The organism is Phenylobacterium sp., from assembly GCF_036563385.1.
In the GTDB taxonomy this organism is placed as follows: domain Bacteria; phylum Pseudomonadota; class Alphaproteobacteria; order Caulobacterales; family Caulobacteraceae; genus Phenylobacterium.
In genome coordinates this window covers 1,027,443-1,051,413 of record NZ_DATCML010000004.1, presented here as the reverse complement: position 1 = coordinate 1,051,413, position 23,971 = coordinate 1,027,443, and the positions used below count along the sequence as shown (strand labels likewise).

General features: G+C 69.8%; 20 protein-coding genes. 8 read left to right on the top strand and 12 right to left on the bottom strand.

What is annotated here, in order from left to right:
• Positions 1-23: 23 nt before the first annotated feature.
• Together VIL67_RS06080 and VIL67_RS06075 are read right to left on the bottom strand one after the other, a co-directional pair.
• The gene (locus VIL67_RS06080; RefSeq protein WP_332047943.1) at positions 24-644 is read right to left on the bottom strand and encodes a redoxin family protein; all 621 of its coding nucleotides are present in this window, start codon (positions 642-644) and stop codon (positions 24-26) included.
• 17 nt (positions 645-661) lie between these two features.
• Entirely contained in the window at positions 662-2,764 is a 2,103-nt protein-coding gene (locus tag VIL67_RS06075) for a protein-disulfide reductase DsbD family protein (RefSeq protein WP_332047942.1), read from the bottom strand.
• A gap of 157 nt (positions 2,765-2,921) precedes the next feature.
• Here VIL67_RS06075 and VIL67_RS06070 point away from each other — a divergent pair, with 157 nt between their 5' ends.
• A complete protein-coding gene (locus VIL67_RS06070; protein ID WP_332047941.1) occupies positions 2,922-3,314 on the top strand; it encodes an acyl dehydratase in 393 nt (130 codons plus the stop codon).
• Between the two features lie 89 nt (positions 3,315-3,403).
• Here VIL67_RS06070 and VIL67_RS06065 read toward each other — a convergent pair whose 3' ends face one another.
• The gene (locus VIL67_RS06065) at positions 3,404-4,198 is read right to left on the bottom strand and encodes a SapC family protein (protein ID WP_332047940.1); all 795 of its coding nucleotides are present in this window, start codon (positions 4,196-4,198) and stop codon (positions 3,404-3,406) included.
• 154 nt (positions 4,199-4,352) lie between these two features.
• Between VIL67_RS06065 and VIL67_RS06060 the strand changes: the two genes are divergently transcribed.
• Both VIL67_RS06060 and VIL67_RS06055 read left to right on the top strand, forming a co-directional pair.
• Positions 4,353-5,237 carry a MaoC/PaaZ C-terminal domain-containing protein gene (locus VIL67_RS06060; RefSeq protein WP_332047939.1) on the top strand — a complete coding sequence of 295 codons (885 nt, stop codon included), beginning with the start codon at positions 4,353-4,355 and terminating at the stop codon, positions 5,235-5,237.
• A 16-nt stretch (positions 5,238-5,253) separates the two neighbouring features.
• The gene (locus VIL67_RS06055) at positions 5,254-6,036 is read left to right on the top strand and encodes an acid phosphatase (protein ID WP_332047938.1); all 783 of its coding nucleotides are present in this window, start codon (positions 5,254-5,256) and stop codon (positions 6,034-6,036) included.
• On the opposite strand, the gene VIL67_RS06050 is transcribed toward VIL67_RS06055, so the two are convergent.
• From VIL67_RS06050 to VIL67_RS06035, 4 genes are all read right to left on the bottom strand, one after another.
• Positions 6,033-6,560 (bottom strand): GNAT family N-acetyltransferase, encoded by a 528-nt coding sequence (locus VIL67_RS06050; RefSeq protein ID WP_332047937.1) that lies wholly within the window; start codon positions 6,558-6,560, stop codon positions 6,033-6,035. The genes VIL67_RS06055 and VIL67_RS06050 overlap by 4 nt on opposite strands.
• Entirely contained in the window at positions 6,557-7,435 is an 879-nt protein-coding gene (gene aguB, locus VIL67_RS06045) for an N-carbamoylputrescine amidase (protein ID WP_332047936.1), read from the bottom strand. The genes VIL67_RS06050 and aguB overlap by 4 nt, the downstream gene beginning before the upstream one ends.
• Positions 7,432-8,433 (bottom strand): agmatine deiminase family protein, encoded by a 1,002-nt coding sequence (locus VIL67_RS06040; RefSeq protein WP_332047935.1) that lies wholly within the window; start codon positions 8,431-8,433, stop codon positions 7,432-7,434. Before VIL67_RS06040 ends, aguB begins: the two co-directional genes overlap by 4 nt.
• Positions 8,434-8,568: 135 nt before the next feature.
• On the bottom strand, positions 8,569-11,865 hold the full coding sequence (locus tag VIL67_RS06035; protein ID WP_332047934.1) for a TonB-dependent receptor: 3,297 nt from the start codon (positions 11,863-11,865) through the stop codon (positions 8,569-8,571).
• 209 nt (positions 11,866-12,074) lie between these two features.
• Between VIL67_RS06035 and VIL67_RS06030 the strand changes: the two genes are divergently transcribed.
• A complete protein-coding gene (locus VIL67_RS06030) occupies positions 12,075-13,619 on the top strand; it encodes a glycosyltransferase family 39 protein (RefSeq protein ID WP_332047933.1) in 1,545 nt (514 codons plus the stop codon).
• Here the strand turns inward: VIL67_RS06030 and msrA are convergent.
• On the bottom strand, positions 13,594-14,175 hold the full coding sequence (gene msrA / locus VIL67_RS06025) for a peptide-methionine (S)-S-oxide reductase MsrA (RefSeq protein WP_332047932.1): 582 nt from the start codon (positions 14,173-14,175) through the stop codon (positions 13,594-13,596). The two genes, VIL67_RS06030 and msrA, sit on opposite strands and share 26 nt — an antisense overlap.
• A gap of 162 nt (positions 14,176-14,337) precedes the next feature.
• Between msrA and VIL67_RS06020 the strand changes: the two genes are divergently transcribed.
• Positions 14,338-14,985 (top strand): class I SAM-dependent methyltransferase, encoded by a 648-nt coding sequence (locus tag VIL67_RS06020; protein WP_332047931.1) that lies wholly within the window; start codon positions 14,338-14,340, stop codon positions 14,983-14,985.
• Between the two features lie 71 nt (positions 14,986-15,056).
• Positions 15,057-15,755 (top strand): hypothetical protein, encoded by a 699-nt coding sequence (locus VIL67_RS06015; protein WP_332047930.1) that lies wholly within the window; start codon positions 15,057-15,059, stop codon positions 15,753-15,755.
• On the opposite strand, the gene VIL67_RS06010 is transcribed toward VIL67_RS06015, so the two are convergent.
• A complete protein-coding gene (locus tag VIL67_RS06010; RefSeq protein ID WP_332047929.1) occupies positions 15,752-16,405 on the bottom strand; it encodes a CoA transferase subunit B in 654 nt (217 codons plus the stop codon). The genes VIL67_RS06015 and VIL67_RS06010 overlap by 4 nt on opposite strands.
• A 2-nt stretch (positions 16,406-16,407) precedes the next feature.
• On the bottom strand, positions 16,408-17,148 hold the full coding sequence (locus VIL67_RS06005) for a CoA transferase subunit A (protein ID WP_332047928.1): 741 nt from the start codon (positions 17,146-17,148) through the stop codon (positions 16,408-16,410).
• A 173-nt stretch (positions 17,149-17,321) separates the two neighbouring features.
• Here VIL67_RS06005 and VIL67_RS06000 point away from each other — a divergent pair, with 173 nt between their 5' ends.
• Complete coding sequence (locus VIL67_RS06000; RefSeq protein WP_332047927.1) at positions 17,322-19,250, top strand: monovalent cation:proton antiporter-2 (CPA2) family protein; 1,929 nt, start codon at positions 17,322-17,324, stop codon at positions 19,248-19,250.
• Between the two features lie 10 nt (positions 19,251-19,260).
• The gene (locus tag VIL67_RS05995) at positions 19,261-20,214 is read left to right on the top strand and encodes an isopenicillin N synthase family dioxygenase (RefSeq protein ID WP_332047926.1); all 954 of its coding nucleotides are present in this window, start codon (positions 19,261-19,263) and stop codon (positions 20,212-20,214) included.
• A gap of 107 nt (positions 20,215-20,321) precedes the next feature.
• Here VIL67_RS05995 and VIL67_RS05990 read toward each other — a convergent pair whose 3' ends face one another.
• Both VIL67_RS05990 and VIL67_RS05985 read right to left on the bottom strand, forming a co-directional pair.
• Positions 20,322-21,944 carry a TadE/TadG family type IV pilus assembly protein gene (locus VIL67_RS05990; RefSeq protein ID WP_332047925.1) on the bottom strand — a complete coding sequence of 541 codons (1,623 nt, stop codon included), beginning with the start codon at positions 21,942-21,944 and terminating at the stop codon, positions 20,322-20,324.
• A 146-nt stretch (positions 21,945-22,090) separates the two neighbouring features.
• Positions 22,091-23,905 carry a M2 family metallopeptidase gene (locus VIL67_RS05985; protein ID WP_332047924.1) on the bottom strand — a complete coding sequence of 605 codons (1,815 nt, stop codon included), beginning with the start codon at positions 23,903-23,905 and terminating at the stop codon, positions 22,091-22,093.
• Positions 23,906-23,971 lie beyond the last annotated feature (66 nt).

The following is a 23,971-nucleotide window of genomic DNA, read 5'->3' as shown; positions in this document are numbered from 1 at the left end:
TGTTGAGGTCTTTCCCCCGGCCGTCAGTCGGCCGACCCGTACTTAACGCCGCAGCCGTACGGTCGGGTCACCGGCGTGGCGACAGGGCGTCCGGCCTTCAGGTCGGAAAGCGCCGCCGTGACGTAGTTCGTGGCGCCCTTCAGGCTCTCCGGCTCGGAGGAGGCCTTGTCATCGATGCCGCCCATGTAGACGAGCCGGCCGTTGCGATCGACGACGAACATGTGCGGCGTGACCCGGGCGTCGTAGGCCCGTCCGGCCCGACCGGTGGGGTCCAGAAGCACGGCGGTGGAGGCCGCCTTCGTCTTCGCCTTCCAGGCCTTCGCCTGCGGCGCGGTGAGGTGACCCTGCATGCCAGGAGCCGACGAGACCACCGTCAACCAGACCACGCCGTCTTTGACGGCTTGCCGCTGCAGCCGCTGCATGTTGCCCGAGCTGTAGTGCTTGCCCACGTAGGGACAGCCGTTGTTCGTCCATTCCAGCACCACGACGCGCCCCTGGAACTCGGCCAGCGTGCGGGTGCGCCCGTCGGCGTCCACGGCCTGGAAGGCCGGGGCGGGCTGTCCGACGTGCGGCTTGGCGCCGGCCGGCGACGCCGCCGCCATGGCGAGGAGGCCAAAGGCCAGGAGGGCTCTGCGCGGGATCATCGCCAGTCTCCGTCTCGTCAGCTTCGGGCGGCGGCCTCGAGGGCCTTGATCACCGTCCCCTCGGTCAGGATGTTCGGCAGGATACGCGGCGCGCCGCCCTGGGCGCCATACACGAGATAGAGCGGCACCCCGGCCCGCCCGTGGCGGGCGAGTTCGGCGGCGATCACCGCGTCCTTCTGGGTCCAGTCGGCCTTCAGGTAGGCGATGTTCTGCGCGGCCATGGCCTTGGCGACGCCGTCGCGGGAGATCGCCACCCGGTCGTTCACCTGGCAGCTGACGCACCAGGCGGCCGTGAAGTTGACGAACACCGGTCGGCCCTCCGCCTGGAGCGCGGCCACCCGCTCGGGGCTCCACGGCTCGTAGGGGACGGCGGCGGTCGCGCCGGATGGGGCCGCGCCCGGGGTCGCCAGCGCGTAGCGGGGCACGATGGCCGCGACCAAGGCCACCAAGGCCAACGCGCCCGCCGCGGCGGCCAGGGGCAGGGAACGGCCGCCCGCCAGTCGCCGGCGCTGGGCGGCGCCGGCGAGCCACAGCGCGGCCGCCAAGACCACGGCGGCGGCGAGGATCCGGGCCAGGCCGTCGGCGCCGGCCTGCTGGGTCAGGACCCACACCAGCCAGGCCGCCGCACCGTACATCGGGAAGGCCAGGGCCTTCTTGAAGGCGTCCATCCACGGGCCGGGCTTGGGCAGTCGCGCCAGCAGGCCGGGCGCAAAGGCCACCGCCACGAACGGGAGGGCGAAGCCCACGCCCAGGGCCAGGAAGACCGAGAGCGCCGCGGCCGGCGTCTGGGTCAGGGCCCAGCCCAGGGCCGGGGCCATGAAGGGCGCGGTGCACGGTGCGGCGACCACAACGGCCAGGACGCCGGTGAAGAAGGCGCCGGCGACGCCGCCTCGCCCCGCCAAGCCGGATCCGGTGTTCTGCAGCGACAGACCCACCTCGAAGACGCCCGACAGGTTGAGGGCGACCGCCAGCATCAGCAGGGCCAGGCCCGCCACCACGGGCGGCGACTGCAGCTGGAACCCCCAACCGACCGCCGCGCCGGCCGCCTGCAGGGCGATCAGCGCGCCGGCGAGGACGAGGAAGCTCGCCACCACCCCGGCGCCGAACGCCAGGCCCTGCTTGCGCGCCGTCGCCCCCTCGTGCGCATGCCCGGCCAGGGACGCGGCCTTCATGGCCAGGATCGGGAAAACGCAGGGCATCAGGTTGAGGATCAGCCCGCCCAGCAGCGCGAACAGGGCCGCCATGGGCAAACCAAGGCCGGCCGAGCCTGCCCCTAGCGCCGACTTCGCCGGCGGCGGGCCAAGTCCGCCGGCGCCCGACGGCAGGGGCCCCATTGGCGCGGCGACCTCGTAGGCCGCCCCGCCCAGGGACAGCACGCCGGCAAGCGCTCGGGGCCCTGGCTGAACCTGGAACTCGTCTCCGGGAGCCAGGGTCAGCGTGAGCCCCTCGGGGCCGCGCTCGATCGCCTGCGGCGCGGCGTGATCAATGAGGCCCGGCTCGAACGGGAAGAAGTAGGCCTCGGCCAGGTCAGCGCCCTTCAAGGCCGGGCCGGTGACGGCCAGCGCCAGCCGTTCGCCGCGCTTCTCGAAGGCCGCGGCCAGGCCGGCCCGCTTCGGGGCGGCCGCCAGCGCGGCGCGGATCGCCGGCCCCCACTTCGGATCCGCGGGGGCGGGACCGGCCGTCACCGGCAGGGAAAGCTTCACCACCCCCTGTTCCGGAATGCAGATCTCCTCGCAGACCAGGAAGTAGGCCGTTCCCGAGAGCGTGACCGTTTCGCCCGGCCTTGCGGTGGCCGGGGCGGTGACGGCGAACGGCAGCAGGACCTCGCCCTCATAGCCGTAGTTGACCAGCGGCCCCACAGGGAGGCGATGCGGCGTCGGCCAGACGAACGCGCCCGTGGTCCAGCCCGCGGGCGGCGGCGTCCACTCGATCTTGCTGGGCTCGCCGGAGTCGCCGGCGTTGCGCCAATAGGTGTGCCAGCCCTTCTGGATCTTCTGGCGAAGCGCGGCGTGGATGGTCTGGCCCGGCGCCACGCCGCGCGCCTCGGCGACCAGCTCGGTCTCGAGATGCCCGGTGTTCACCGGCTGCGCGAGGGCTGCGCCGGCTGTCGCCAGCGCCATCAGAAGCCCCGCCAAGAAGCGCATCATCCGCCCTAATCCGTTCGCGTAACCAGGGCGTTATATGGCCCGGCGGCAGGCGTGACGCAAAGCGCCCTCGACACGTGCGGCCGCCAGCGGCACATCAGCCGCAACAGCGCCCGCCAACCCGGAGTCGTCCGTGCCAGCATCCTTCGACGAGATTGAGATCGGCCAGGTGGTGCCGCTGGGCGCCGCTGCGGTCGACCCTGCCGCGCTCGAGGCCTTCTGCGGCGCCTTCACCCCGGGCTGGACGGTGGACCGCGGCTGCCCCGACGCCATGCTCTACGCGATCTGGGCGAAGCTCGACGCCGTGGCGCACACCGACTGGCCGCAGACGAAGCGGCTCGGCGTGGACGCGCTGCGCTGGGTGCGCAACCCGCCGCCCGGCGAGTTGCTGCGCGGCCGCATGACGGTGATGGCCAAGGACCCGGTCGGCGACGGCAAAGGCATCGTCATCTGCCAGCACGACCTGCTCGACGAGGCCGGCCGGCTGGTCTTCTCGTGCCTGACGCGGAGCGTGTTCGCACGCTAAGGCGCGGAGACGGAGGGGGCGCCTCCGCCGTCTGAGCGGAAGCCCCTCCACCACGCGTGGTCCCCGCCCCGGCCTGGGGCGGGACGGGCCTAGGCGTTCGCCGCGGCGGGCTCCTGCGGCGCGCGGGCCATGGCGACGGCGATCAGCCGGTCCCAGCCGACGAGCGACAGCAGGTGGGCGTAGATCTGGCCAAGCGCGCCGTTGTCGCGCAGCTCCATGACCTTCTCGGCGGGCAGCTGGTTCAGCTTCTCTTCGGACACGCCGAAGTAGTCGGCGATCTTCTGCGGCTGGCCGGCGGTGCCGTCGGGGTTCAGCGGCGTGAAGTTGGCGGTCTTGGTCTCGAACAGGTCGAGGTCCTTCAGGATCTGCACGAAGGACATCGTGCGCTGCCGCTCGATCTCGAAATTGTTGCAGAACTCGATGCAGTTCTTGGTGTACTCGCTGGGCTGGCCGTTCTCGAAGAAGGCCATGTCGCCGCCCTCGACGATGAACTCGGCCTTGCGATCGATGCACAGCACCATCTGGTTGGCGCTGGAGTCGTTGGCGAACACGAACGGATAGCGACGCACGTAGGCGGGGATGTAGACGCCGGCCTCGAAGACGCCGTCGTCACGCACAAACATGTTCTCGCCGGCGTTGAGGCCCATCACCGCGATCGGCAGCTTCTCTTCGCCCACGAAGATGATCGGCCCAGTGACCGCGGCCAGCGGGAACTCGCCGACCGTCAACGGGATGGCGTGGCCGGTCTTGGCGAACTTGAACGGCCCGTCCATGCGCTTGACGCCGAGCTTGCCGTGCAGTTCGGGCGTGAGCGGCTCGGGTTGCGAGTAGAAGAGCACGTTGCCGGTGATCTGGCCGAGGCCGGGCTGGGTCGTCGTGGTCATGGAAGCCTTCGAGAAGTCTGGGCGCAGCGGTCCCCGCGCGCGAGGTCGCCGCTTCTAGCCTATCGCCGCTACGCCCGCAAATCCGCGGCGAGCGCTTGCGAAGGGGACCGCGGCGGGTCTTCAATCCTGGCCATAAGAATTGGGAGGATTTCAGATGCCGATCTATTACCCCGACATTCTCGAGCAGAAGACCGCGCCGCGCACCTTCACGTACGGCGACAAGGACGTGATGCTCTACGCGCTCGGCATCGGCATCGGCCGCGACCCCATGGACCCGCGGGAGCTCGACTTCGTCTACGAGAAGAACCTCAAGGTGGTGCCCACCGCCGCCACCGTGCTGGCCGCCGCCGGCGGTCGCCAGGGCCGCGCGCCGCCGCAGGTGCCGGAAGGCCGACGCGTCAGCGAGATCAACTTCCTGATGGTGGTGCACGGCGAGCAGAAGGTGGAGCTGCACCAGCCGCTGCCGGTGTCGGGCACCTTCACGGCCGAAAGCCGCACGGTGGGCGCCTACGACAAGGGCAAGGACAAGGGCGCCGTGATCGTCAACGAGACGGTCTGGCGCGATGAGAACGGCGAGAAGGTGGCCACCCTCACCGGCTCCACCTTCGCCCGGGGCGACGGCGGCTTCGGCGGCCCGACGGAGGGCGCCCCCGAGCCCCACCCGACGCCCGAGCGCACGCCGGACCTGTCGGTGGACTTCGACACCCGACCCGACCAGGCCCTGCTCTATCGGCTGAACGGCGACCGCAATCCGCTGCACTCCGACCCCGAGGTGGCCAAGCGCGCCGGCTTTCCGCGGCCGATCCTCCACGGGCTGTGCACCTACGGCATCACCTGCCGCGCCGTGTTGCAGGCGATCACCGACTACGACCCGAACCAGATCCTCAGCCACCAGGCCCGGTTCTCGGCCCCCGTGTTTCCCGGCGACGTGATCACGGTGGACCTGTGGCGCGACGGGAACGTGATTTCGTTCGAGGCGCGGGTTAAGGACCGTGGCGCCACCGTCATCAAGAACGGCAAGACGGTGCTGCGTTCCTAGCGTCCGGGGGCTTCGCTTGATCCGCTTCACCCTTCTCGCCGCTATGGCCGCTGCGGCGCTGTCCGCATGCGCCACCGACGCCCCTGAGCCAAGGGCCGCGGCGGTGGACGCGGCCCGGGCCGGGCCGGTCCCGACCAAGCTGACGGGCTACCTCCCCAAGGGAGCGCTCGACGGCAAGGCTGTGCTGCCGCCGCCGGCGGCGCCGGACTCCGCTCTGGGCCGCGCCGAGCGCGCCGCCTACGAGGAAAGCCGTGCACTGGAGGGCACGCCCCGCTGGACGCAGGCCATCGAGGACAACGAGATCTGGCAGGGCGGCGCACTGAGGCGATTTTCGTGTGCGCTGGGCCGCGAGATCAGCGAGGCGCGGACCCCAAATACCTGGCGCATCCTGCACCGCATCGAGCTTGATGTGCGCGACGTGGGCACGCCGGCCAAGGACCACTACGCCCGCGTCCGGCCGGCGATCGGCAACGACAAGCCGATCTGCATCCCCCGGGCCGATTGGATGAAGACCAACGCGTCCTACCCCTCCGGCCACGCCATGGTGGGCTGGACGTGGGGGTTGCTGCTGACCGAGCTCGCCCCCGAGCGCGCCGACCGCCTGCTGGTGGCCGGCCGCGAGATGGGCGAGAGCCGCGCGATCTGCGGCGTGCACTTCATGAGCGACATCGAGGCAGGCCGCACGCTGGCGTCCGCCATGGTGGCGCGGCTGCACGCCGAGCCCGCCTTCCGCGCTGACATGGCCAAGGCCCGGCGCGAGCTCGCGGCCGCCCCGGTCGCGAGCTGCCCGGCGGCCTAGCGCCTCCGGCGATAGAGCACGTGGCGGCGGAGCGGATGGTCCGCCGCGAGGCGCGGGTGGTCGAAGTCGGCGGCCGGGTCGTGCGCCAGGCCGATGCGGCGCATGACGGCCTGGGACGGCAGGTTGGAGGCGGCGGTGATCGCCAGCACCTGATCGGCGTCCAAGCGGGCGAACGACCAGTCGCGGACCGCCGCGGCGCCCTCCGTCGCCAGCCCCTGCCCCTGGGCATCCGGATGCAGCCGCCAGCCGAGCTCGACGGCGCCGGGCTCCGGCAGGTCGTCGTCCATCCGCTTGGCGCCGATCATGCCGACCAGCCGGGTGTCCGCCTTCCGCTCGGCGGCGAAGAAGCAGAAGCCGTGCTGCGCCTGGTGCGCCATCAGGCGGTCGACGAGGGCATCCGACTGGGCGCGGTCGATCGGCCCGCCCAGCCAGTCACCCACCCGCGGATCGCCATTGATCGCCGCGAAGGCCTCGCGATCGGCGTCGCGCCAGGGGCGCAGGATGAGCCGCTCGGTCTCGATCACGCCGGCCGCGCGCCCGCGAGCGCCGCGTAGAGGTCCGTCCGCCGGTCGCGGAAGAAGCCCCAGGCGGCGCGGTGGGTCTGCAGGAAGTCCAGGTCGAAGGTCGCGGTCAGGGCGCCTTCGTCCTCACGGCCGAAGGCGGCCACCAGGTCGCCCCGGTGATCGGAGATGAAGCTCGAGCCGTAGAACAGCTGGCCGCCGTTGGGGTAGTTGTCCCAGGGCTCGAAGCCGGTGCGGTTCGCGCCCACCACCGGGATGACGTTCGACACGGCGTGGCCCTGCATGGCGCGGCGCCACGGCGCTGCGGTGTCGAGGGTGGCGTCGTGGGGCTCCGAGCCGATGGCGGTCGGATAGAGCAGCACCTCGGCGCCCATCAGGGTCATGGCGCGGGCGGCCTCCGGGTACCACTGGTCCCAGCAGATGCCGACGCCCACCTTGCCGAAGCGGGTGTCCCAAACCTTGAAGCCGGTGTCGCCGGGCCGGAAGTAGTACTTCTCCATGTAGCCCGGGCCGTCGGGGATATGGCTCTTCCGATAGACCCCGAGCAGGCTCCCGTCGGCGTCGGCCATAACGAGGCTGTTGAAGTAGTGCGGCCCTTCCCGCTCGTAGATCGAGATGGGCAGGACGACGCCCAGCTCCTGCGCCAGCGGCGCGAGTTCGGTCACGCAGGGGTGCTCGCGCCAGGGGGCGGCGGTGGCGAACCAGCGCTCTTCCTGGGTGACGCAGAAGTAGGGGCCCTGGAACAGCTCGGACGGCAGGATCACCTGCGCGCCCTGGTCGGCGGCCTGGCGGATGAAGTCGGCGGTCTTCTTGATGTTGGCCTGCAGGTCCTCGCCGTAGGAGGTCTGGATGGCGGCGACGGTCAGGGTGCGCGTCATCGGGCGGGCTCCTGCTGGGTGATGCAGTGGAAGGATCCGCCGCCGGTGAGGATGGCGATCGAAGGCAGGCCGATCACCTGGCGGTCGGGGAACAGTGTCTCCAGCGCCTGGACGGCGAGCTCGCCGGGACGCGCCTCGTAGATTGGGACGATCACCGCCTTGTTGGCGATCAGGAAGTTCATGTGGCTGGCCGGGACGGCGCGGCCCTCGTCGCCCTCGACGAAACCCGGCGAGGGGATGCGCACCACCTTCAGCTTCCGGCCGGCGGCGTCGGTCTCGGAGGCCAGGCGGCGGGCGGCGTCGTCATAGGCGTGCTGGTTGGGATCGCCGCGGCCCCAGGCGACCGGGACGGCGACGACGCCGGGGGCGACGAAGCGGGCCAGGTTGTCGACGTGGCCGTCGGTGTGGTCGTTCTGGAGGCCCTCGCCCAGCCAGATGACCTTGCGGGCGCCCAGCGCCGAGGCGAAGGCGGACTCGGCGTCGGACTCACGCCAGCCGGCGTTGCGGTTCGGGTTGAGGACGCACTGACCGGTGGTCAGTAGCGTGCCCTCGCCGTCATGGTCGACGGCGCCGCCTTCGAGGATGAAGTCGTGGGGCACGAGCTCGGCGGTCGAGGCCTCGGCGATCTGGGCGGCGACGGTGTCGTCGTGCTCCAGCGCGTACTTGCCGCCCCAGCCGTTGAAGCGGAAGCCGCGCGCCCGGCCGAGGCTGTCGAAGATCGGGCCGGTGTCGCGCAGCCAGATGTCGCCGAAGCGGCCGGGGACGATCTCGACGCCCGCGACATCGCCGAGCATCCGACGCGCGGCGGCCTCGCCGTCGTCGTGCCCGGTCATCAGGCGCACGGTCTCACCGCCCGGCCCGGCCAGGGCGCGGGCGAGCGCGGCGACCTCCTGCTGGGCCGCCTCGAGGTCGGTCTCCCACAGGTCGGCATGGCTGGGGAAACCCAGCCACATGGCCCGGTGGGGCGCCCACTCGGCAGGGATGGTGAAGGTCGTCATCGGCCCCCTCGCGACAAAAGCCGGGCGCAGATGGCCCCGGGGGACCCCTGCGTCAAGCATGCGCGACATCGCGCCCAAAGAAGAAGGGCGGCCGCATCGCTGCGGCCGCCCTGATTTCCGTTCTGGCCCTGAGGCTTAGAACTTGTACTTCGCGCCGAACTTGATCTGCCACAGGGACTGGTCGCGGCGGTAGGCCTTGACCGGCTCCTGGAAGGCGCCGTTGACGCCCGTGCCGCGGTACAGGTAGCGGGCGCCCGGAGCAGCGCAGGTGGGCGCGGCGCCACCAGCCGCGTTGATGCAGCTGACGTCGATCACCGGCACCATGCGCGAGAAGTCGTACTGCTCGAGCACGCCCCAGTCGTCGTTCAGCAGGTTGCCGAGGTTCTCGATGTCCATGAAGACCTCGAGCTTCGCCCCGTTCGGGAAGAAGGCCGGCAGCTCCTGGCTGATGCGCAGGTCGATGGTGGTCACGTCCGCCTGACGGAAGGCGTTCCGCGGGGCGATGCCGCCCGCGTACTTCGACAGGCCCGAGTTCTCCAGGAAGGTCTGGAAGCGCGCCACGTCGAAGCCCGGCCCGTAGACGACCCGCGGGTCGTTGGCGGTCGGCACGTAGAGCAGCGCGTTGGAGGTCGCCTGGCGGCCCGAGTACGACGAGGTGTAGTAGCCGAAGTCGTTGTCGAAGTTGCCGGTCCGGCTGTTGGCGAAGGTGTAGCTGAACGGCAGGCCCGAACGGTGCTGGGCGAAGACGGTGAAGGCCGTCTCGTTGTCGCCCAGGAACTTGCGCGCATACGACAGGTTCAGCGCGTGACGGTGACGGACCTCGTAGTCGGAGGTCGCCGCCGGCGGACGCTGCGGGTCGGAGCTGGCGAACCGGGTGAAGCTCGAAGACGCGATCGAGCTGGTCATCGGGTTGGCGTCTTCCGCCTCGGTGTAGGTGTAGGTGTAGCGGAAGCCGAAGCCGTCCAGCAGGCCGTCGCGCCAGTCCTTGGCCGCCGTGAACGCCACAGAGTCCGACCCACCCTTGTCGATGTTGCGCAGGATGAAGTCGCCCTGGTTGCCGGTCAGGTCGCCCGTGGTGGTGCGGCCGTAGACCGGCCGGCCGTCGGGCGCCACGCCGATCTGGTTGGCGCGGGCGTCGTACCAGTAGAGCGCGTTCTCGTTGATCGACTTCAGATAGTCGACCTGCAGGAGCCAGGCGTCGCCCAGGCCGAAGCCCGAGAAGTCGAACTCGTAGCCCACCGACAGGTTGGCCTTCCAGGTCGTCGGGATCTGGAACGCCGGCGAGAGCGCATTCACGTCACCGCCGCGGGGCGTGAAGGTGCAGCCCGCGGGGGCCTGGGTCAGGTTCACGTTGTTGTACGGCCCCGCCGGGCAGACCGCGTTGGTCTGGCTGACGCCGGTGTTCGAGAAGGAGTTCGAGATCCACACGTTCAGGCCGGTGGCCGAGAACCGGCCGAAGCCGCCCGTGATGTTCAGGTTGGCGATCGGCTCGTAGTTGAACGACACGCGCGGCAGGAACACCGACTCGCCGTCCAGGCTCTTCGTGTTGGCGAAGCCCTGGCGGGAGACGAAGGCCGTGTTCAGGATCGGCGCGTCGTTGGTGGAGTACCAGTCGAAGCGGAAGCCGGCCGTGATGTCGAGGTTGTCGGTGATCTGCAGCCGGTCTTCGGCGTAGAGGCTCGACAGGCGGAAGCCGAAGTCCGCGGCGCCGCGGCGGGCGGTGCCGAGCGTGGCCGGGATCTGGCCGGAGCTCGGGTCGATGCCGCCGGTCAGCGAGAAGGCCGAGGCGCGGCGGGCCAGGTAGTCCGCGTAGCTGTTGAAGGTGTAGGCGCCGAGCGAGCGGGCGACGAAGACGTTGTAGATCTCGTCCTTCTCGGTGCGGGCGCCGAGCAGCAGGTCGTGGGCGCCGACCCGGTAGCGGGCGATGGCTTCCAGCGTGTCCAGCTTCACGTTCAGGTAGTTGTCGTGGCGGTTGATGTCCGCCCCGAAGCGGATTTCCGGGGTGCCGGCCCCGGGCAGCACGCCCGGCAGGTCGGCGACGCGGACGAAGGTTTCACCGACCGTCAGGCCGCCCTGCGGGATCTGGGTGGTGTCGGTTTCCTTCGAGGACCAGCGCAGCTCGGTGGAGAAGTCGTCGGTCCAGTCCGAGTTCACCTGCACAGTGTAGGCGGTGAGCTCTTCGTTCTTCACGTACTGGCGCGACAGCAGGCCGATGGCCGGCTGGGTCGTGCTGTTGCCCTGGGCGAAGGTGTCGGACACCGAGCCGTTGAACGAGTTGCCCTTGGTGTTCTGGTAGGTGAACGAGGCGCGGTGGTTGTCGGTGATGTTCCAGTCGATCTTGGCGAGCCACTTCTCGTCCTCGACCGGGAACGGGCCTTCGACCACGCCGCCCGGATCGTAGCCGTAGACCCGCTGGGTGTCGGCGCGGAACTGCTCGACGGCGGCGGTGGTGATCCGCGGGATCAGGATGGAGGCGCCGGAGTCGATCGGGCCGTCGTCGAAGCCGAGCAGGCCTTCGAACTTCTCGTAGGAGCCGAAGAAGAACAGGCGATCCTTGATGATCGGGCCGCCGAGGGTGGCGCCGTAGACCTTCTCTTCGAAGGCCGCGCCAGCGCGGACGCCCTCGATGGAGTCACCGCGCAGATCCTGGTCGGTGTACTCGTAGAAGGCGGTGCCCGAGAAGGTGTTGCCGCCCGACTTGGTGACGGCGTTGATCTGGCCGCCGGAGAAGCCGTTGTTGATCACGCTGTAGGGAGCGACCGACACGTTCACCGCCGCGATGGCGTCGAGCGAGATCGGCGAGCGCTGCGTCGGGTAGCCGTTGTTGTTCAGGCCGAAGTCGTCGTTCTGGCGCACGCCGTCGACGGTCAGCTGGTTGAAGCGGGTGTTCTGGCCCGCGAACGACAGGGCGTCCTGGTTGGTCGGGTCGATCGAGGCGAACGGGTCGATCCGGGCGATGTCCTTCAGGTCGCGGCTAATCGAGGGGAGGTTCTCGATGTCGCCCGCGGTGAAGTTCGAGCTGGGGCCGCCCTGGTTCGACACCGCAGCGGCCGCGGTCACGACCAGCTCGGAGACCTGGTTGCCGCGGGCGTAGAGCAGGACGTCGACGTTGGCGGGCTCACCCACCCCAATGGCGGCCACATTGGCCGTGCCGGTGTCGAAGTTCGCAGCCGTGACGCTGACGCGGTAGGGGCCACCCGGGCGCAGGCCGCGCACCGAGTAGAAGCCGTTGGCGTCCGTGACCGAGGTGGAGGTCGAGCCGGTCGGCACGTGGGTGATGGTGACGGTCGCGTTGGCGACGCCAGCGCTGTTCTCGTCGGTGATCTGGCCGCGCAGGGCCCCCGTGGTCGCCTGGGCGTACACGGCCGAGGAGGCCGCCGACGCGAGCGCAATCACCGCCGCGCCACAGGCGAGCCGTTGAGTGATGTTCATGGAAATATCCCCTTTTCCCAACCGTCGAACCGTCGCCCCACGACGAGTCCACGTGTCTTGCGGCGCCCTATACCTCGAAATCCGTATTTGTGGGTGACGCTTTTGTAACGGTGACGACGGGTCGCACGAATCGCACCGAAACGTGGCGCCCACGCTATACAACCGTGCCCTTTCCCGAGCGGCGGGCGGGGCCGAGCACGAGGTCGTTGATGGGCGAAACTGTGACGCCGCGGGCGCCGGACCGGGATTGGCGGGCCGCCGTGCTGCTGGTCGCCGGCCTGACGGCCGCGCGCCTGGTCGCGCTCTTCGCCACCCCGCTGGAGCTCTATCCGGACGAAGCCCAGTACTGGCTTTGGTCCCGCACCCTCGACTTCGGCTACTACTCCAAGCCGCCGATGATCGCCTGGACCATCTGGGCGACGACCGCCCTTTGGGGCGACGCCGAAGCCTGGGTGCGGCTGGGCGCGCCGCTGTTCCAGGCCGGCGCGGCGCTGCTGGTGTTCGCCATCGGGCGCAGGCTCTACGACGCCCGGGTGGGCCTTGCGGGCGCGGCCCTCTACGCGCTCGCGCCGGCCATCCAGCTGTCGGCGGCGGTGATCGCCACGGACGCGCCGCTGCTGTTCTTCCTGGGCCTGACCCTGCTGGCCTATGTGGCCTTGCAGCAGGCGGAGCGGCGGCGCGGCCTGCTGGCGGCGGCGGTCGGCGCGGCGCTGGGGCTGGCCTTCCTGTCGAAATACGCCGCCCTCTATGGCGTGGTCGGCCTCGCCCTCCACCTGACGCTGGCGCCCGACGCGCGCCGCGCGTGGACGCCGGCCCGCATCGCCCTGGCGCTCGGCGCCTTCGGCGCCGTGCTGGCCCCCAACCTGGCTTGGAACGCCGCCCACGGCTTCGCCACCCTGCAGCACACCGCCGCCAACGCCGCCTGGGGCGGGCGCCAGCTGTTCAATGTGAGCGAGCTCGGCGAATTCCTGCTGACCCAGTTCGGGGTGTTCGGCCCCATCCCCTTCGCGGTCCTGCTCGTCGGCGTCGGGCTGGCGGTCCGGCGGCGACGGCTGGATCCCCGCGACCTGCTGCTGCTCTGCTTCACCCTGCCGCCGCTGCTGATCGTCACCGGACAGGCGTTCATCAGCCGGGCCAACGCCAATTGGTCAGGCGCCGCCTACCTGCCGGGCGCGATCGTCGTGGCCGCCTGGCTGCTGCGCTGGCGGGCGCGCGGCTGGCTCTATGCGGCGCTGGGCCTGCAGGCCGCGGTGGCGGCGCTGTTCCTGGCCTTCACCATCTCGCCCGCGTTCGCCGAGCAGCTGGGCGCCGCGAACAGCTTCAAGCGGGCAAAGGGCTGGGAGGACACCACCGAGGCGGTGCTGCGGCGCGCCGCGGCGGAGGAGCCGGCCGGCCTCACCGCCATCGCGGTGAACAGCCGCTTCCTCTACTACGCCATGCGCTACTACGGCCGGGACTGGTTCGCCGACCCGGCCGCGCCGCCGCTCCGCGCCTGGCTGCTGGCGGAGGGGCCGCAGAACCAGGCCGAAACCAGCGCGCCGCTGACGGCGGCCGAAGGGGCGCGTGTGCTGGCGGTGGCGCTGGAAGGCCACTGGCGGGCGGAGATGGCCGGCGACTTCCGTGGCGTGTCGGGCGAAGAGATCGCCAGCGTGAGGCTGGACCGCAAGCGCAAGCGGAGGGTGGAGATGTTCGTCGGCGAGGGCTTCGCCCCCAAGCCGCGCGACCCGCTTACCGGCCGCCCCAGATCACCTTGAGGTGGCGGTCGCGGCCGCAGCCGATGCGGTAGGCCTCGTAGCGGGCGGGGTTCTTCTTGGCGAAATCCTGGTGGTAGCCCTCGGCCGTCCAGAAGGTCGCCGCCGGCCGCACCTCGGTGGCGATGCGGGTGTTGAGCGCCTTCTGCACCTGGGCGCGGACCGCCTCGGCGGCCTGTCGCTCCTGCGGGCTCGAGACGAAGACGGCGGTGCGGTAGGCCGGGCCCTTGTCGCAGATCTGGCCGTTGGGATCGGTGGGATCGATGTGGTGGAAGAAGTAGTCCACCAGCTTGGCGTAGCTGATCTTCGCCGGGTCGTAGGTGACCTTCACGGCCTCCAGGTGGCCGTGGTGGTTCTCGTAGGTGGGGTTGCGCCGGGCCCCGCCCGAATAGCCGGAGACGGCGTTCACCACCCCCGGCGCGGACTCGAAGAACTTCTCCACCGACCAGAAGCAGCCGCCGGCGAACACCGCGGTGCGCAGGTTGGACTGGGCGGGCGCGGCGGAGGCCACAGCCAGGGCGGAAGCGGCCACGATGGCGGCGGAAAGGGCAGGTCGCATCCGGCGGGTCTCCTCAGAGGCTCCTCTACGCGCCCTTCCACATATAGCCATCCAGGTGCGGTGTTTTGAGGGCCGGCCATCAACGGCGAGCCGCTTTTCCGCCATGGACGCGAACGCTATAGCGTCCGCCTTCACCGACTGAGCGCAGGGACTCTCCACGCCATGCAGACCATGACCGTCCGAGACTTCCTGGACTGGTTCAACCAGCCGCTTGGTTACCGGGCGGTCTCACACTACGCCAAGAACACCAAGTCGCTCCTGGCCTCCCTGTGCGACAAGTATGGCTCGGACAAGGGCGAAGTATCGCCGCACGGCCATCCCTACCGCTGGCCCTCGCACACCTACACGGACGTCTATGGCCGGCTCTACGACCATTGCCGGCATTACGTGCGGACCGTCTTCGAGTGCGGGATCGGCACGAACAACATCAGCCTGCCCTCCCACATGGGCGCGCGGGGCCGTCCCGGCGCGAGCCTCCGGGCGTGGCGCGACTATTTCCCGAACGCGCAGATCATCGGCGCCGACGTGGACGCCGACATCCTCTTCGAGGAAGAGCGGATCCGCACCTACCACGTGGACCAGACGGACCCCGCCTCCATAGCCAGGCTTTGGGCGCAGCTTCCCGACCAGACGTTCGACCTCATGCTGGACGACGGGCTGCACACCTTCGAGGCGGGCCTCTGCCTCTTCGAAAACTCGTTCCACAAGGTCGCGCCCGAGGGCGTCTACATCATCGAAGACATCAAGCCGGACGCCCTGGTGAAATTCCGCGACTATTTCCAGGGGAAGGATCTCAACATCGAGATCTGAATCTGCTGCGTCCGAACACCCACCTGGACGACAACAGCCTGATCATCATCCGCCGCCATCTCGGCTGAACCTTGACCGCCGCCCATTCACAGACGGTCGCGTTCCTGCAGATCGGGCCCGACCTGCAGATGGCCAAGATTCTCGCCCGATCGATCCGACGCCATAACCCCGGCACGCGGATCCTTCAGATCTCCGACACCACGTCGCCTGGGCTCGAGGAGGTGGACGAGGTCATCCGGCATCCGAGGACGCACGCGAACGTCATGCTGTTCCGGATGCAGTGCTTCGCGCAGCTGCCGACCGACCAGCCGACGTGGTTCCTGGACACGGACATGATCTGCCACCGGCCGCTGGCGGTGGATGGCGCGCCGCAGGTCGCCGTCTGCCTGCGCGAATTCAATCGCAAGCAGATCTTCAACCACCGCTTCAATGGGATGGACCTGAGCGAACACGCAGGACGGACCCTAGGCGCGGTCTATCCCTACGTGGGCTGCGCCACTCGCCTTCACCAGACGGACTTCTGGGCCCGCTGCCTGCGGAACATGGAGGCTCTGCCGCCCAAGTTCTTCAACTGGTACGGCGACCAGGAAGCCCTCCGGAACATCGTCGAGTCCGGTGCTTACGAGGTCCATCACCTCCCGGAAAGCCTCTACGCCTGCCTGCCAGAGCACGAAGGCAAGGGCCCGGCGCCCTACATCTCGCACTACAAGGGTGGCCGGAAGCCGCTGATGCTGGAACGCGCCGCCCAGGATGGACTGCTCGATCCCTAGGCGGCCGCGGCGTCCGCGACCTCAAAGGCCGCCTCGGTCTTGGCGCGGACCTCATCGAGGCTGACGCCCGGGGCGAGCTCGACGAGGCGGAGCGGACGCTTGCCGCGGGCCACGTCGAAGACGCCAAGGTCGGTGACCACCAGGTCGACGACGCCCTTGCCGGTGAGCGGCAGGGAGCAAGCGTCCACCAGCTTGGGCGCGCCGGACTTCTCCACGTGCTCCATGACCACCACCACGCGCTTGACGCCGGCCACCAGGTCCATGGCGCCGCCCATGCCCTTCACCATCTTGCCGGGCACCATCCAGTTGGCCAGGTCGCCGTTCGCCGCGACCTGCATGGCGCCCAGGATGGACAGATCGATGTGGCCGCCGCGGATCATGGCGAAGCTGTCGGCCGAGCTGAAGTAGGACGAGGTCGGCAGGGCCGTGATGGTCTGCTTGCCGGCGTTGATCAGATCCGGGTCGGCCTCACCTTCGTACGGGAACGGGCCCATGCCGAGCATGCCGTTCTCGGACTGCAGGGTGACGCTCATGCCGGCCGGGATGTAGTTGGCCACCAGGGTCGGGATGCCGATGCCGAGGTTGACGTAGAAGCCGTCGCGCAGCTCCTGGGCGGCGCGCGCCGCCATCTGGTCGCGGGTCCAGGCCATGATCAGACTTCCTCTCCGGCCGCGGCGGGGGCGGCGTGCGTCTCGCGCTTGCGGACCGTGAGCTGCTCGATGCGCTTCTCGTAGGCCGGACCCTTGAGGATCCGGTCGACGTAGATGCCCGGGGTGTGGATGTGGTCGGGATCGATCTGACCCACGTCCACCAGCTCCTCGACCTCGGCGACGGTGACCTTGCCGGCCGTGGCCATCATCGGATTGAAGTTCCGCGCCGTGCGCCGGTAGACGAGGTTGCCCTCGGCGTCGCCCTTCCACGCCTTGACGATGGAGAGGTCGGCGGTAAGGCCCCGCTCCATGACGTATTCCTCGCCGTCGAAGACCCGGGTCTCCTTGCCCTCGGCCACGAGGGTGCCCACGCCGGTCTTGGTGAAGAAGGCGGGGATGCCGGCGCCGCCGGCGCGGATGCGCTCGGCCAGCGTGCCCTGCGGGTTGAACTCCAGCTCCAGCTTCCCGGAGAGGTACAGTTCGGCGAACAGCTTGTTCTCGCCCACGTAGGAGGAGATCATCTTCCGGATCTGCCCGCCGGCGAGCAGCACGCCGAGGCCGAAGTCGTCCACGCCGCAATTGTTGGAAACGACGGTCAGGTCCTTCACGCCACTGTCGCGGATCGCCGCGATCAGGTTTTCGGGGATCCCGCAGAGGCCGAAGCCGCCCGCCATGATGGTCATGCCGTCGAACAGCAGCCCGGCCAGGGCGTCTGCGGCGGCGTTCTGAACCTTGTTCGCCATGCCCCGCCCTTTACGCTGCCTGCGCGCGGTTGAGAACCAGGGCGCTGAAAAATTCATCGACCGATGAATGCAAGTCACACGGCCGAGGCGGATGGCCACAAAAAGCACGTGCATGGCGGCGCGAGGCGGGGTCATGTCCCGCGGATGAGAGCCCCCCTCGAAGGACCCTGCGAATGAACGGCCAGACCCTGCTCACCCAGGCCCTGGTCTATCTGGCGGCCGGGGTGATCTCGGTGCCCATCGCCAAGCGGCTGGGGCTGGGCTCGGTGCTGGGCTACCTGCTGGCCGGTGTGGCGGTTGGGCCCTTCGCCCTCGACCTGGTGGGCGAGGCCGGCGACGTGATGCGCTTCGCCGAGTTCGGGGTGGTGATCCTGCTGTTCCTGATCGGGCTCGAGGTGCGCCCAGCCCTGCTGTGGCGGATGAGGACGGCGATCTTCGGCCTCGGCGCGGGCCAGATGCTGGCCACCGCCGCCGTGCTGGGCGGCGCGGGCGTGGCGCTCGGCCTGGAGTGGCGCACGGCGCTGGCGGCCGGGCTGATCCTGGCCATGTCGTCCACCGCCATCGTGCTGCAGAACCTGGAGGAAAAGGGCCTGCGCCAGGGGGCGGTAGGCGAAGCCACTTTCGGGGTGCTGCTGTTCCAGGACCTGGCGGTGATCCCGTTGTTCGCGCTCCTGCCGCTGCTGGCGCTGGCCGGCGGCGCGCCCGTGGAGGCGGGACACGCGGAGACGGCGGGGCACGGGGGCGCCCTGCTGCTGGCGGGCCTGCCGGCCTGGGTCCGGCCGCTGGCGGTGATCGCCGCGGTGGCGGCGGTGGTGGTCGGCGGACGGTACCTGACCCGGCCGGTGTTCCGGTTCATCGCCCAGGCGCAGCTGCGCGAGATGTTCACCGCCTCGGCCCTGCTGCTGGTGGTGGGCGTGGCCGCGCTGATGGAGCTGGTCGGCCTGTCGCCGGCGCTGGGCGCCTTCCTGGCGGGGGTGGTGCTGGCCGAGAGCGAGTTCCGGCGCGAGCTGGAGACCGACATCGAGCCGTTCCGTGGCCTCCTGCTGGGCCTGTTCTTCATCACCGTCGGGGCGGGCCTTGACCTGGGCATGGTGGCCGGCCGGCCGCTGGAGCTGTTCGGCCTGATGGCGGGGCTGATCGCCGGCAAGGCCCTGGCGATGTACGTGGTGGCGCGGGTGTTCCGCACCCCGCCGCGGACAGCGGCGACCACGGCCGTCGCGCTGGCCCAGGGCGGCGAGTTCGCCTTCGTCCTGCTGGGCTTCGCGGTCGGCGCTGCGGTGCTGGACGCGGAGCTGTCGCGCCTGCTGACCGCCGTGATCGCGGTCTCCATGGCCGCGACGCCGCTGGTGTTCGCCGCCTTCGAACGGCTGGCGCTGAACCGCACCGAGACGCTGGACGAGCCCGAGCGCCTGCCGTTCGACGAGGGCCCGCCGGACGCGATCGTCGCCGGTTTCGGCCGCTTCGGCCAGATCGCCACCCGCCTGCTGATGGCCAGCGACTTCAAGGTGGTGCTGCTGGACTCGTCCATCGAGCAGATCGACCTGATCCGCCGCTTCGGCTGGCGGGTGCACTATGGCGACGCGAGCCGGCTCGACCTCCTGCGCACGGCGGGCGCCGACAAGGCCAAGCTGCTGATCGTCGCCATCGACGACCGCGACAAGGCCAAGGAGATGGTCGAGCTGGCCCGCGAGAGCTTCCCGCACCTGACGGTGATCGCCCGCGCCTTCGACCGCCGCCACGCCTATGAGCTGCTGGAGGCAGGCGCCCACGACGTGGAGCGCGAGACCTACGAGAGCGCGCTCAACTTCGGCCGCAAGGCGCTGGTCCGGCTGGGGGTCAGCGAGCGCCGGGCGCTGAAGGCCGCGGTGCTGTTCCGCGAGCACGACGACACGCTGTTCCGCAAGCTGCAGCCGGCGGCGGTGGACGACGACGGCTATGTCATGGCGAGCCGCGCCAGCCGGGAGACCATGGAGCGGCTGCTGCGCGCCGAGATGGAGCGGGTGGCGCGCGAGGAGGCCGAAGAGGCGGACAACGATGTGGAGGGCGGCGGCGGAGCCGGCGAAACGCCGCGCCGGGTGGAGGCGGGCGGACGGCGGGTGTAGAACGCTCCGCATGAGCCAAGCCCTCGCCCTCCAGGACCGCATCGAGCCGGTCTCCTTCGACCTCTTCGCCCAGGACTTCGACGCCTTCGCCCAGACGCTGGGCGGCAGCTACGCCCGCTGGGGCTTTGCGGTGATTTCCGACCATGGCCTGCCGCAGGACCGCATCGACGCGGCCCTGGAGCAGATGAAGGCCTTCTTCGCCCTGCCCGAGGCGGTGAAGCTGAAGTACAAGCTGCCGGTGGCCGGCCAGCGCGGCTACACCCCGTTCGGCGTCGAGACCGCCAAGGGCCACCAGCACTACGACCTGAAGGAATTCTGGCACGTGGGCCGCACCCTGCCGGCCGGCCATCCCTTCCGCGACCACATGCCCGACAACGTCTGGCCGGACGCCGAGCTGCCGCAGTTCCGCGAGAAGGTGCAGTGGCTGTACGACGCGCTGGACGCCATGGGGCTGAAGGTGCTGGAGGCGATCAGCGTCTACCTGGGCCTCGACCGCCACTTCTTCGTGGACAAGGTGGACGTGGGCAATTCGATCCTGCGCCTGCTGCACTATCCGCCGGTGCCGCAGGACGGGCCGCACATCCGCGCCGGCGCCCACGAGGACATCAACGTCATCACCCTGCTGCTCGGCGCCGAGGAGGCCGGCCTGGAGGTGAAGGACCACGACGGCCGCTGGATCGCCATCAACCCGCCGCCCGGCGCCCTGGTTTGCAACATCGGCGACATGCTGCAGCGGCTGACCAACCACCGCCTGCCGTCGACGACGCACCGGGTGGTCAATCCGGCGCCTGAGCGCCGCGGCTTCCCGCGCTACTCGACGCCGTTCTTCCTGCACTTCAACTCGGACTACCTGATCAAGACGCTGCCGGATTGCGTGGATGCCGAGCATCCCGACCGCTACCCCGAGCCGATCACCGCCGACGGTTACCTCCAGGAGCGGCTGGCGGAGATCAAGCTGAAGTAGGGACTGGTGGGGGCCGCGCGAGACTGGGGAGGTGACGCGCGGCCCCCGGCCCCACCGACAGCACTCGCCGGCGAGGCCATCCCCCGGAGGGGTCCGGGGGATCTCCGCTACTTGATGATCCGCAGGTTGGTGATGGCCGCGGCGATGGCGTCGAAGGCGGCGCCCAGCTGGCTGGCCTGGCTGACCTCGAAGAACTTGTCCGGGGACGAGGCGCAGTTCTGCAGTAGGGTGGACGAGCCGCCCGAGACCTCGACGCGAACGGTGTAGATCTCGATCCGCCGCGCCTTCATCGCTGTGCAAAGCGCCGAGAGCCGCCCGTTCATCGCCGTCTGCCGCTGGGCCAGGGTCGAGCTGGTCCCCAGGCCGGGCAGCATGTTCTGCCAGATGAAGCCCAGGCCGCCGTAGTAGGAGGCGTTGTCGGTGCCCGAGTCATACATGGTGTTGTCGCCGTCGGTCATCAGGATGACGATCTTGCGCAGGTGCGGCGTGTTGTAGGCGCGGCCGTCCGAGAACGGCGCGTTCGGCGTGAGCGTGTGCCAGCCCCAGACGAGGCCGAGCGGGATGTTGGTCTCGCCCGTGGCGGTCATGGCGGCGATGTCGGTCTTGACCTGCTGCAGGTCCGTGGTCAGCCGGCGGATCGGCTGGAGGGTGCAGCCGGCGTTCGGGCCGTGGGCGTAGGTCAGGCCGAGCGAGGTGGTGAAGTTGCCGGTCCGCCGCCAGGTGGCGTTGTTGGCGTACTTCGCCGTGCGGCGCAGCTTCTGACGGGTCGTCAGGCTGTTCGCGCCCCCGTCGGTCAGGTAGTCGTTGACCCGGATCGTCCCGTTGCTGACGTCGAGCTCATCCGGCCAGAAGTAGGGCGTGAACTGCGAGGCCACGTCGTTGGCCGCCGGCGGATCCTCGCTGATGTCGAATGGCTGGCGGCGGGCCTCCACGCAGCCGGCCCATTGCTGGCCGATGTTGCGCATCAGCAGGAAGCGATCGGTGTCGGCCGGCTCGAAGATGTTGTTGTTGGCAGCATTCCAGTGCGCCTGGCCGCGCGGGTCGATCCACGAGGGGATGCCCGGACCGGTATGGGTGGTGGCGTTGTAGGTCGTCAGCGCCGTCTGGCCCTGCACGCGCACGGTGTTGGAGAACGGCACGAGCGCGATCTTGATCGGCTCGGGCTCGGTGCTGAGCGAGGCGGCGAGCGCGAGCTTGTCGACGAGCCTGGCCGCCTCGGTCTTCAGGATCGACAGCTTGGGGCTGTTGTTCAGGACCATGGAGCCGGTGTTGTCGAGCACCAGGGCGATCTCGAGCCGGTCGACGGCCCGCTGCACCTGCGCGCTCACCTGCACCGGATCGTGCTCCCAGAAGGTGGGGGCGAAGGCCTGCAGCCGGACGGAGGCCGAGGCGACGACCTTGGTGCCCTGCAGGGCGAAGGTGGAGTTCTCGAGCGTCGCGCCGCGGATCAGCTCGAGGTTGGCCGCGAAGGCGCGGTCGCCGATGGCATCGATCTCGTCGGTGTCCTGGGCGTTGGACCGCGCCGCATAGAGGGCGGCGGCGTCCAGGGCGTCCTGCAGCTTCCCGCGCTGCTGGCTGGCCATGTAGACGTCGAACACGCCCAGGGCCATGGGCGTGAGTACGGACAGGCCCAGGGCGAAGATCACCGCCGCCACGCCCTGTTCGTCACGGGCGCCGGACTTCAGTCGGGCCAGCACGCCGGCCAGGCGGTTCCCAGACTTGGTCTGCATCGGGGGCCCCGATCCTTTCGACAGAGTTCGGCCATCAGATCGGACGAACGCTGTAAAAATCGGGGCAAGAGGGACGGTTAACTGCCTGCTGACGGTTAACCGGTGCGGGGAGGACGAGCCGCCGCCCTCCCCGACCTCAGGTCAGGCTACCAGCCGCACTTTTGGCCGCGGTTCTGCTTGGTCAGCCAGGCGTTCAGCGGCTGGAAGTATTCCGCCACGGCGCTGGCGTCCGTGCGGGTCTCGCCGGTGAAGGTCTTCAGCGTCTCGGGCCACGGCTGCGACTGGCCCAGCGCCAGCATGGTGTTCAGCCGCTCGCCGACCTCCTTCTGGCCATACACGGAGCACCGGTGCAGCGGCCCCTTCCAGCCGGCCTGCTTGCAGGCGGCGCGGTGGAACTGGAACTGGTAGATGTGGGCCAGGAAGTAGCGCGTGTACGGCGTGTTGCCAGGCACGTGGTACTTGGCGCCCGGATCGAAGGCGTCGGCCGGGCGCGGCCCCGGCGCGGTCAGCCCCTGATATTGCAGACGCAGCTTCCACCAGGCGTCGTTGTAGCGATCCGGCGTCACCTCGCCGGAGAACACCTGCCAGCGCCAGCGGTCGACCAGAAGGCCGAAGGGCAGGAAGGCGATCTTGTCGAGCGCCATCTTCAGGAGGAACGGGATGTCCTCCTCCGCGCCGGGCGCCTTCTGGAGCAGGCCGATCTGCTGGAGGTAGGTGGGCGTGGTGGCCGACAGCGCCGCGAAGTCGCCGATGGCCTCGTGGAAGCCGTCGTTCGCGGAGTTGCGGAAGAGAACGGGCTGATCCTTGTAGGCCCGCTGATAGTAGTTGTGCCCCAGCTCGTGGTGGATGGTGGTGAAGTCCTCGGCGTTCACCTTGGTGCACATCTTGATGCGGATATCGTCCTTGTCGTCGATGTCCCAGGCCGAGGCGTGGCAGACGACTTCCCGGTCCTGCGGCCGGGTGATCAGCGAGCGCTCCCAGAAGGTCTGCGGCAGGGGCGCGAAGCCCAGCGAGGAGTAGAAGTTCTCGCCGGTGCGGACCATCTTCACCGGGTCGTAGCCCTTGGTCACCAGCAGGTCGTCCAGGTTGTAGCTGGAGGTGACGCCCTTCGGCTGGACGACGTCGTAGATGTTGCCCCACTGCTGGGCCCACATGTTGCCGAGCAGGTCGGCGCGGATCGGGCCGGTGCGCGGCTGGACGGCGTCGCCGTACTGAGCGTTCAGCCGGCCGCGCACGTAGCAGTGCAGGTTCTTGTAGAACGGCTCCACCTGCTTCCAGAGACGATCGGTCTCGGCGGCGAAGGCGTCCGGCTCCATGTCGTAGTTGGCGCGCCAGAGCGCGCCGGTGTCCTTGTAGCCGAGGCCGACGGCGCCCTCGTTCGAGAGCGCGACGAAGCGGGCGTAGTCCGGCTTCATCACCGGCGAGATCGAGTGCCAGCCCTCCCAGGCCGCCTTCAGCTCGGCGGGGTTGCGCGACTTGGCGAGCACGTCCTCGGCGTCGTTCAGGGTGATCTGCTTGCCCTGGAAGTCGAACTTTCCCGTCGAGTAGGTGGAGTCGAGCTTGGTGAGCAGCGACGACAGCTCGTCGGCGGCGCCGGGGCGGTTCGGCGCCGGGGAGACGAGGTACAGCTTGAGGAGTTGCAGCTTGCGGGCGGTGACCGGGTCGGTCTTCACGCCGTTGAAGCGCGCCGCTTCCATGGCGAGGCGGGTGGCCGTCTCGTTCTGCTCAGCCGAGGCCTTGGCCTCCAGCCACTGGGTGTCGGCGGTGATGAAGTTGGCGCGCACCCACGAGGCCCGCGCGGCCACCGCGTTGACCTTCTCGAGCTGAGCCTCGGCGTTCTGGACGAAGGCCTTGGCCTCGGCAGCGGTCGGCTGGGCGCCGGCCGGGGCCCGCTGCGCCATAGCAGGGGCGGAGCCAAGAAGGAGGGCGACCGCGCTGGCCGCCAACAGCTTGGATTTCATCGGTATTCCTTGAGCGTTTCCGGCGCCTCTGGCGGGCGCCGCAGGTGGCGCGGATGGGAAGCCTCC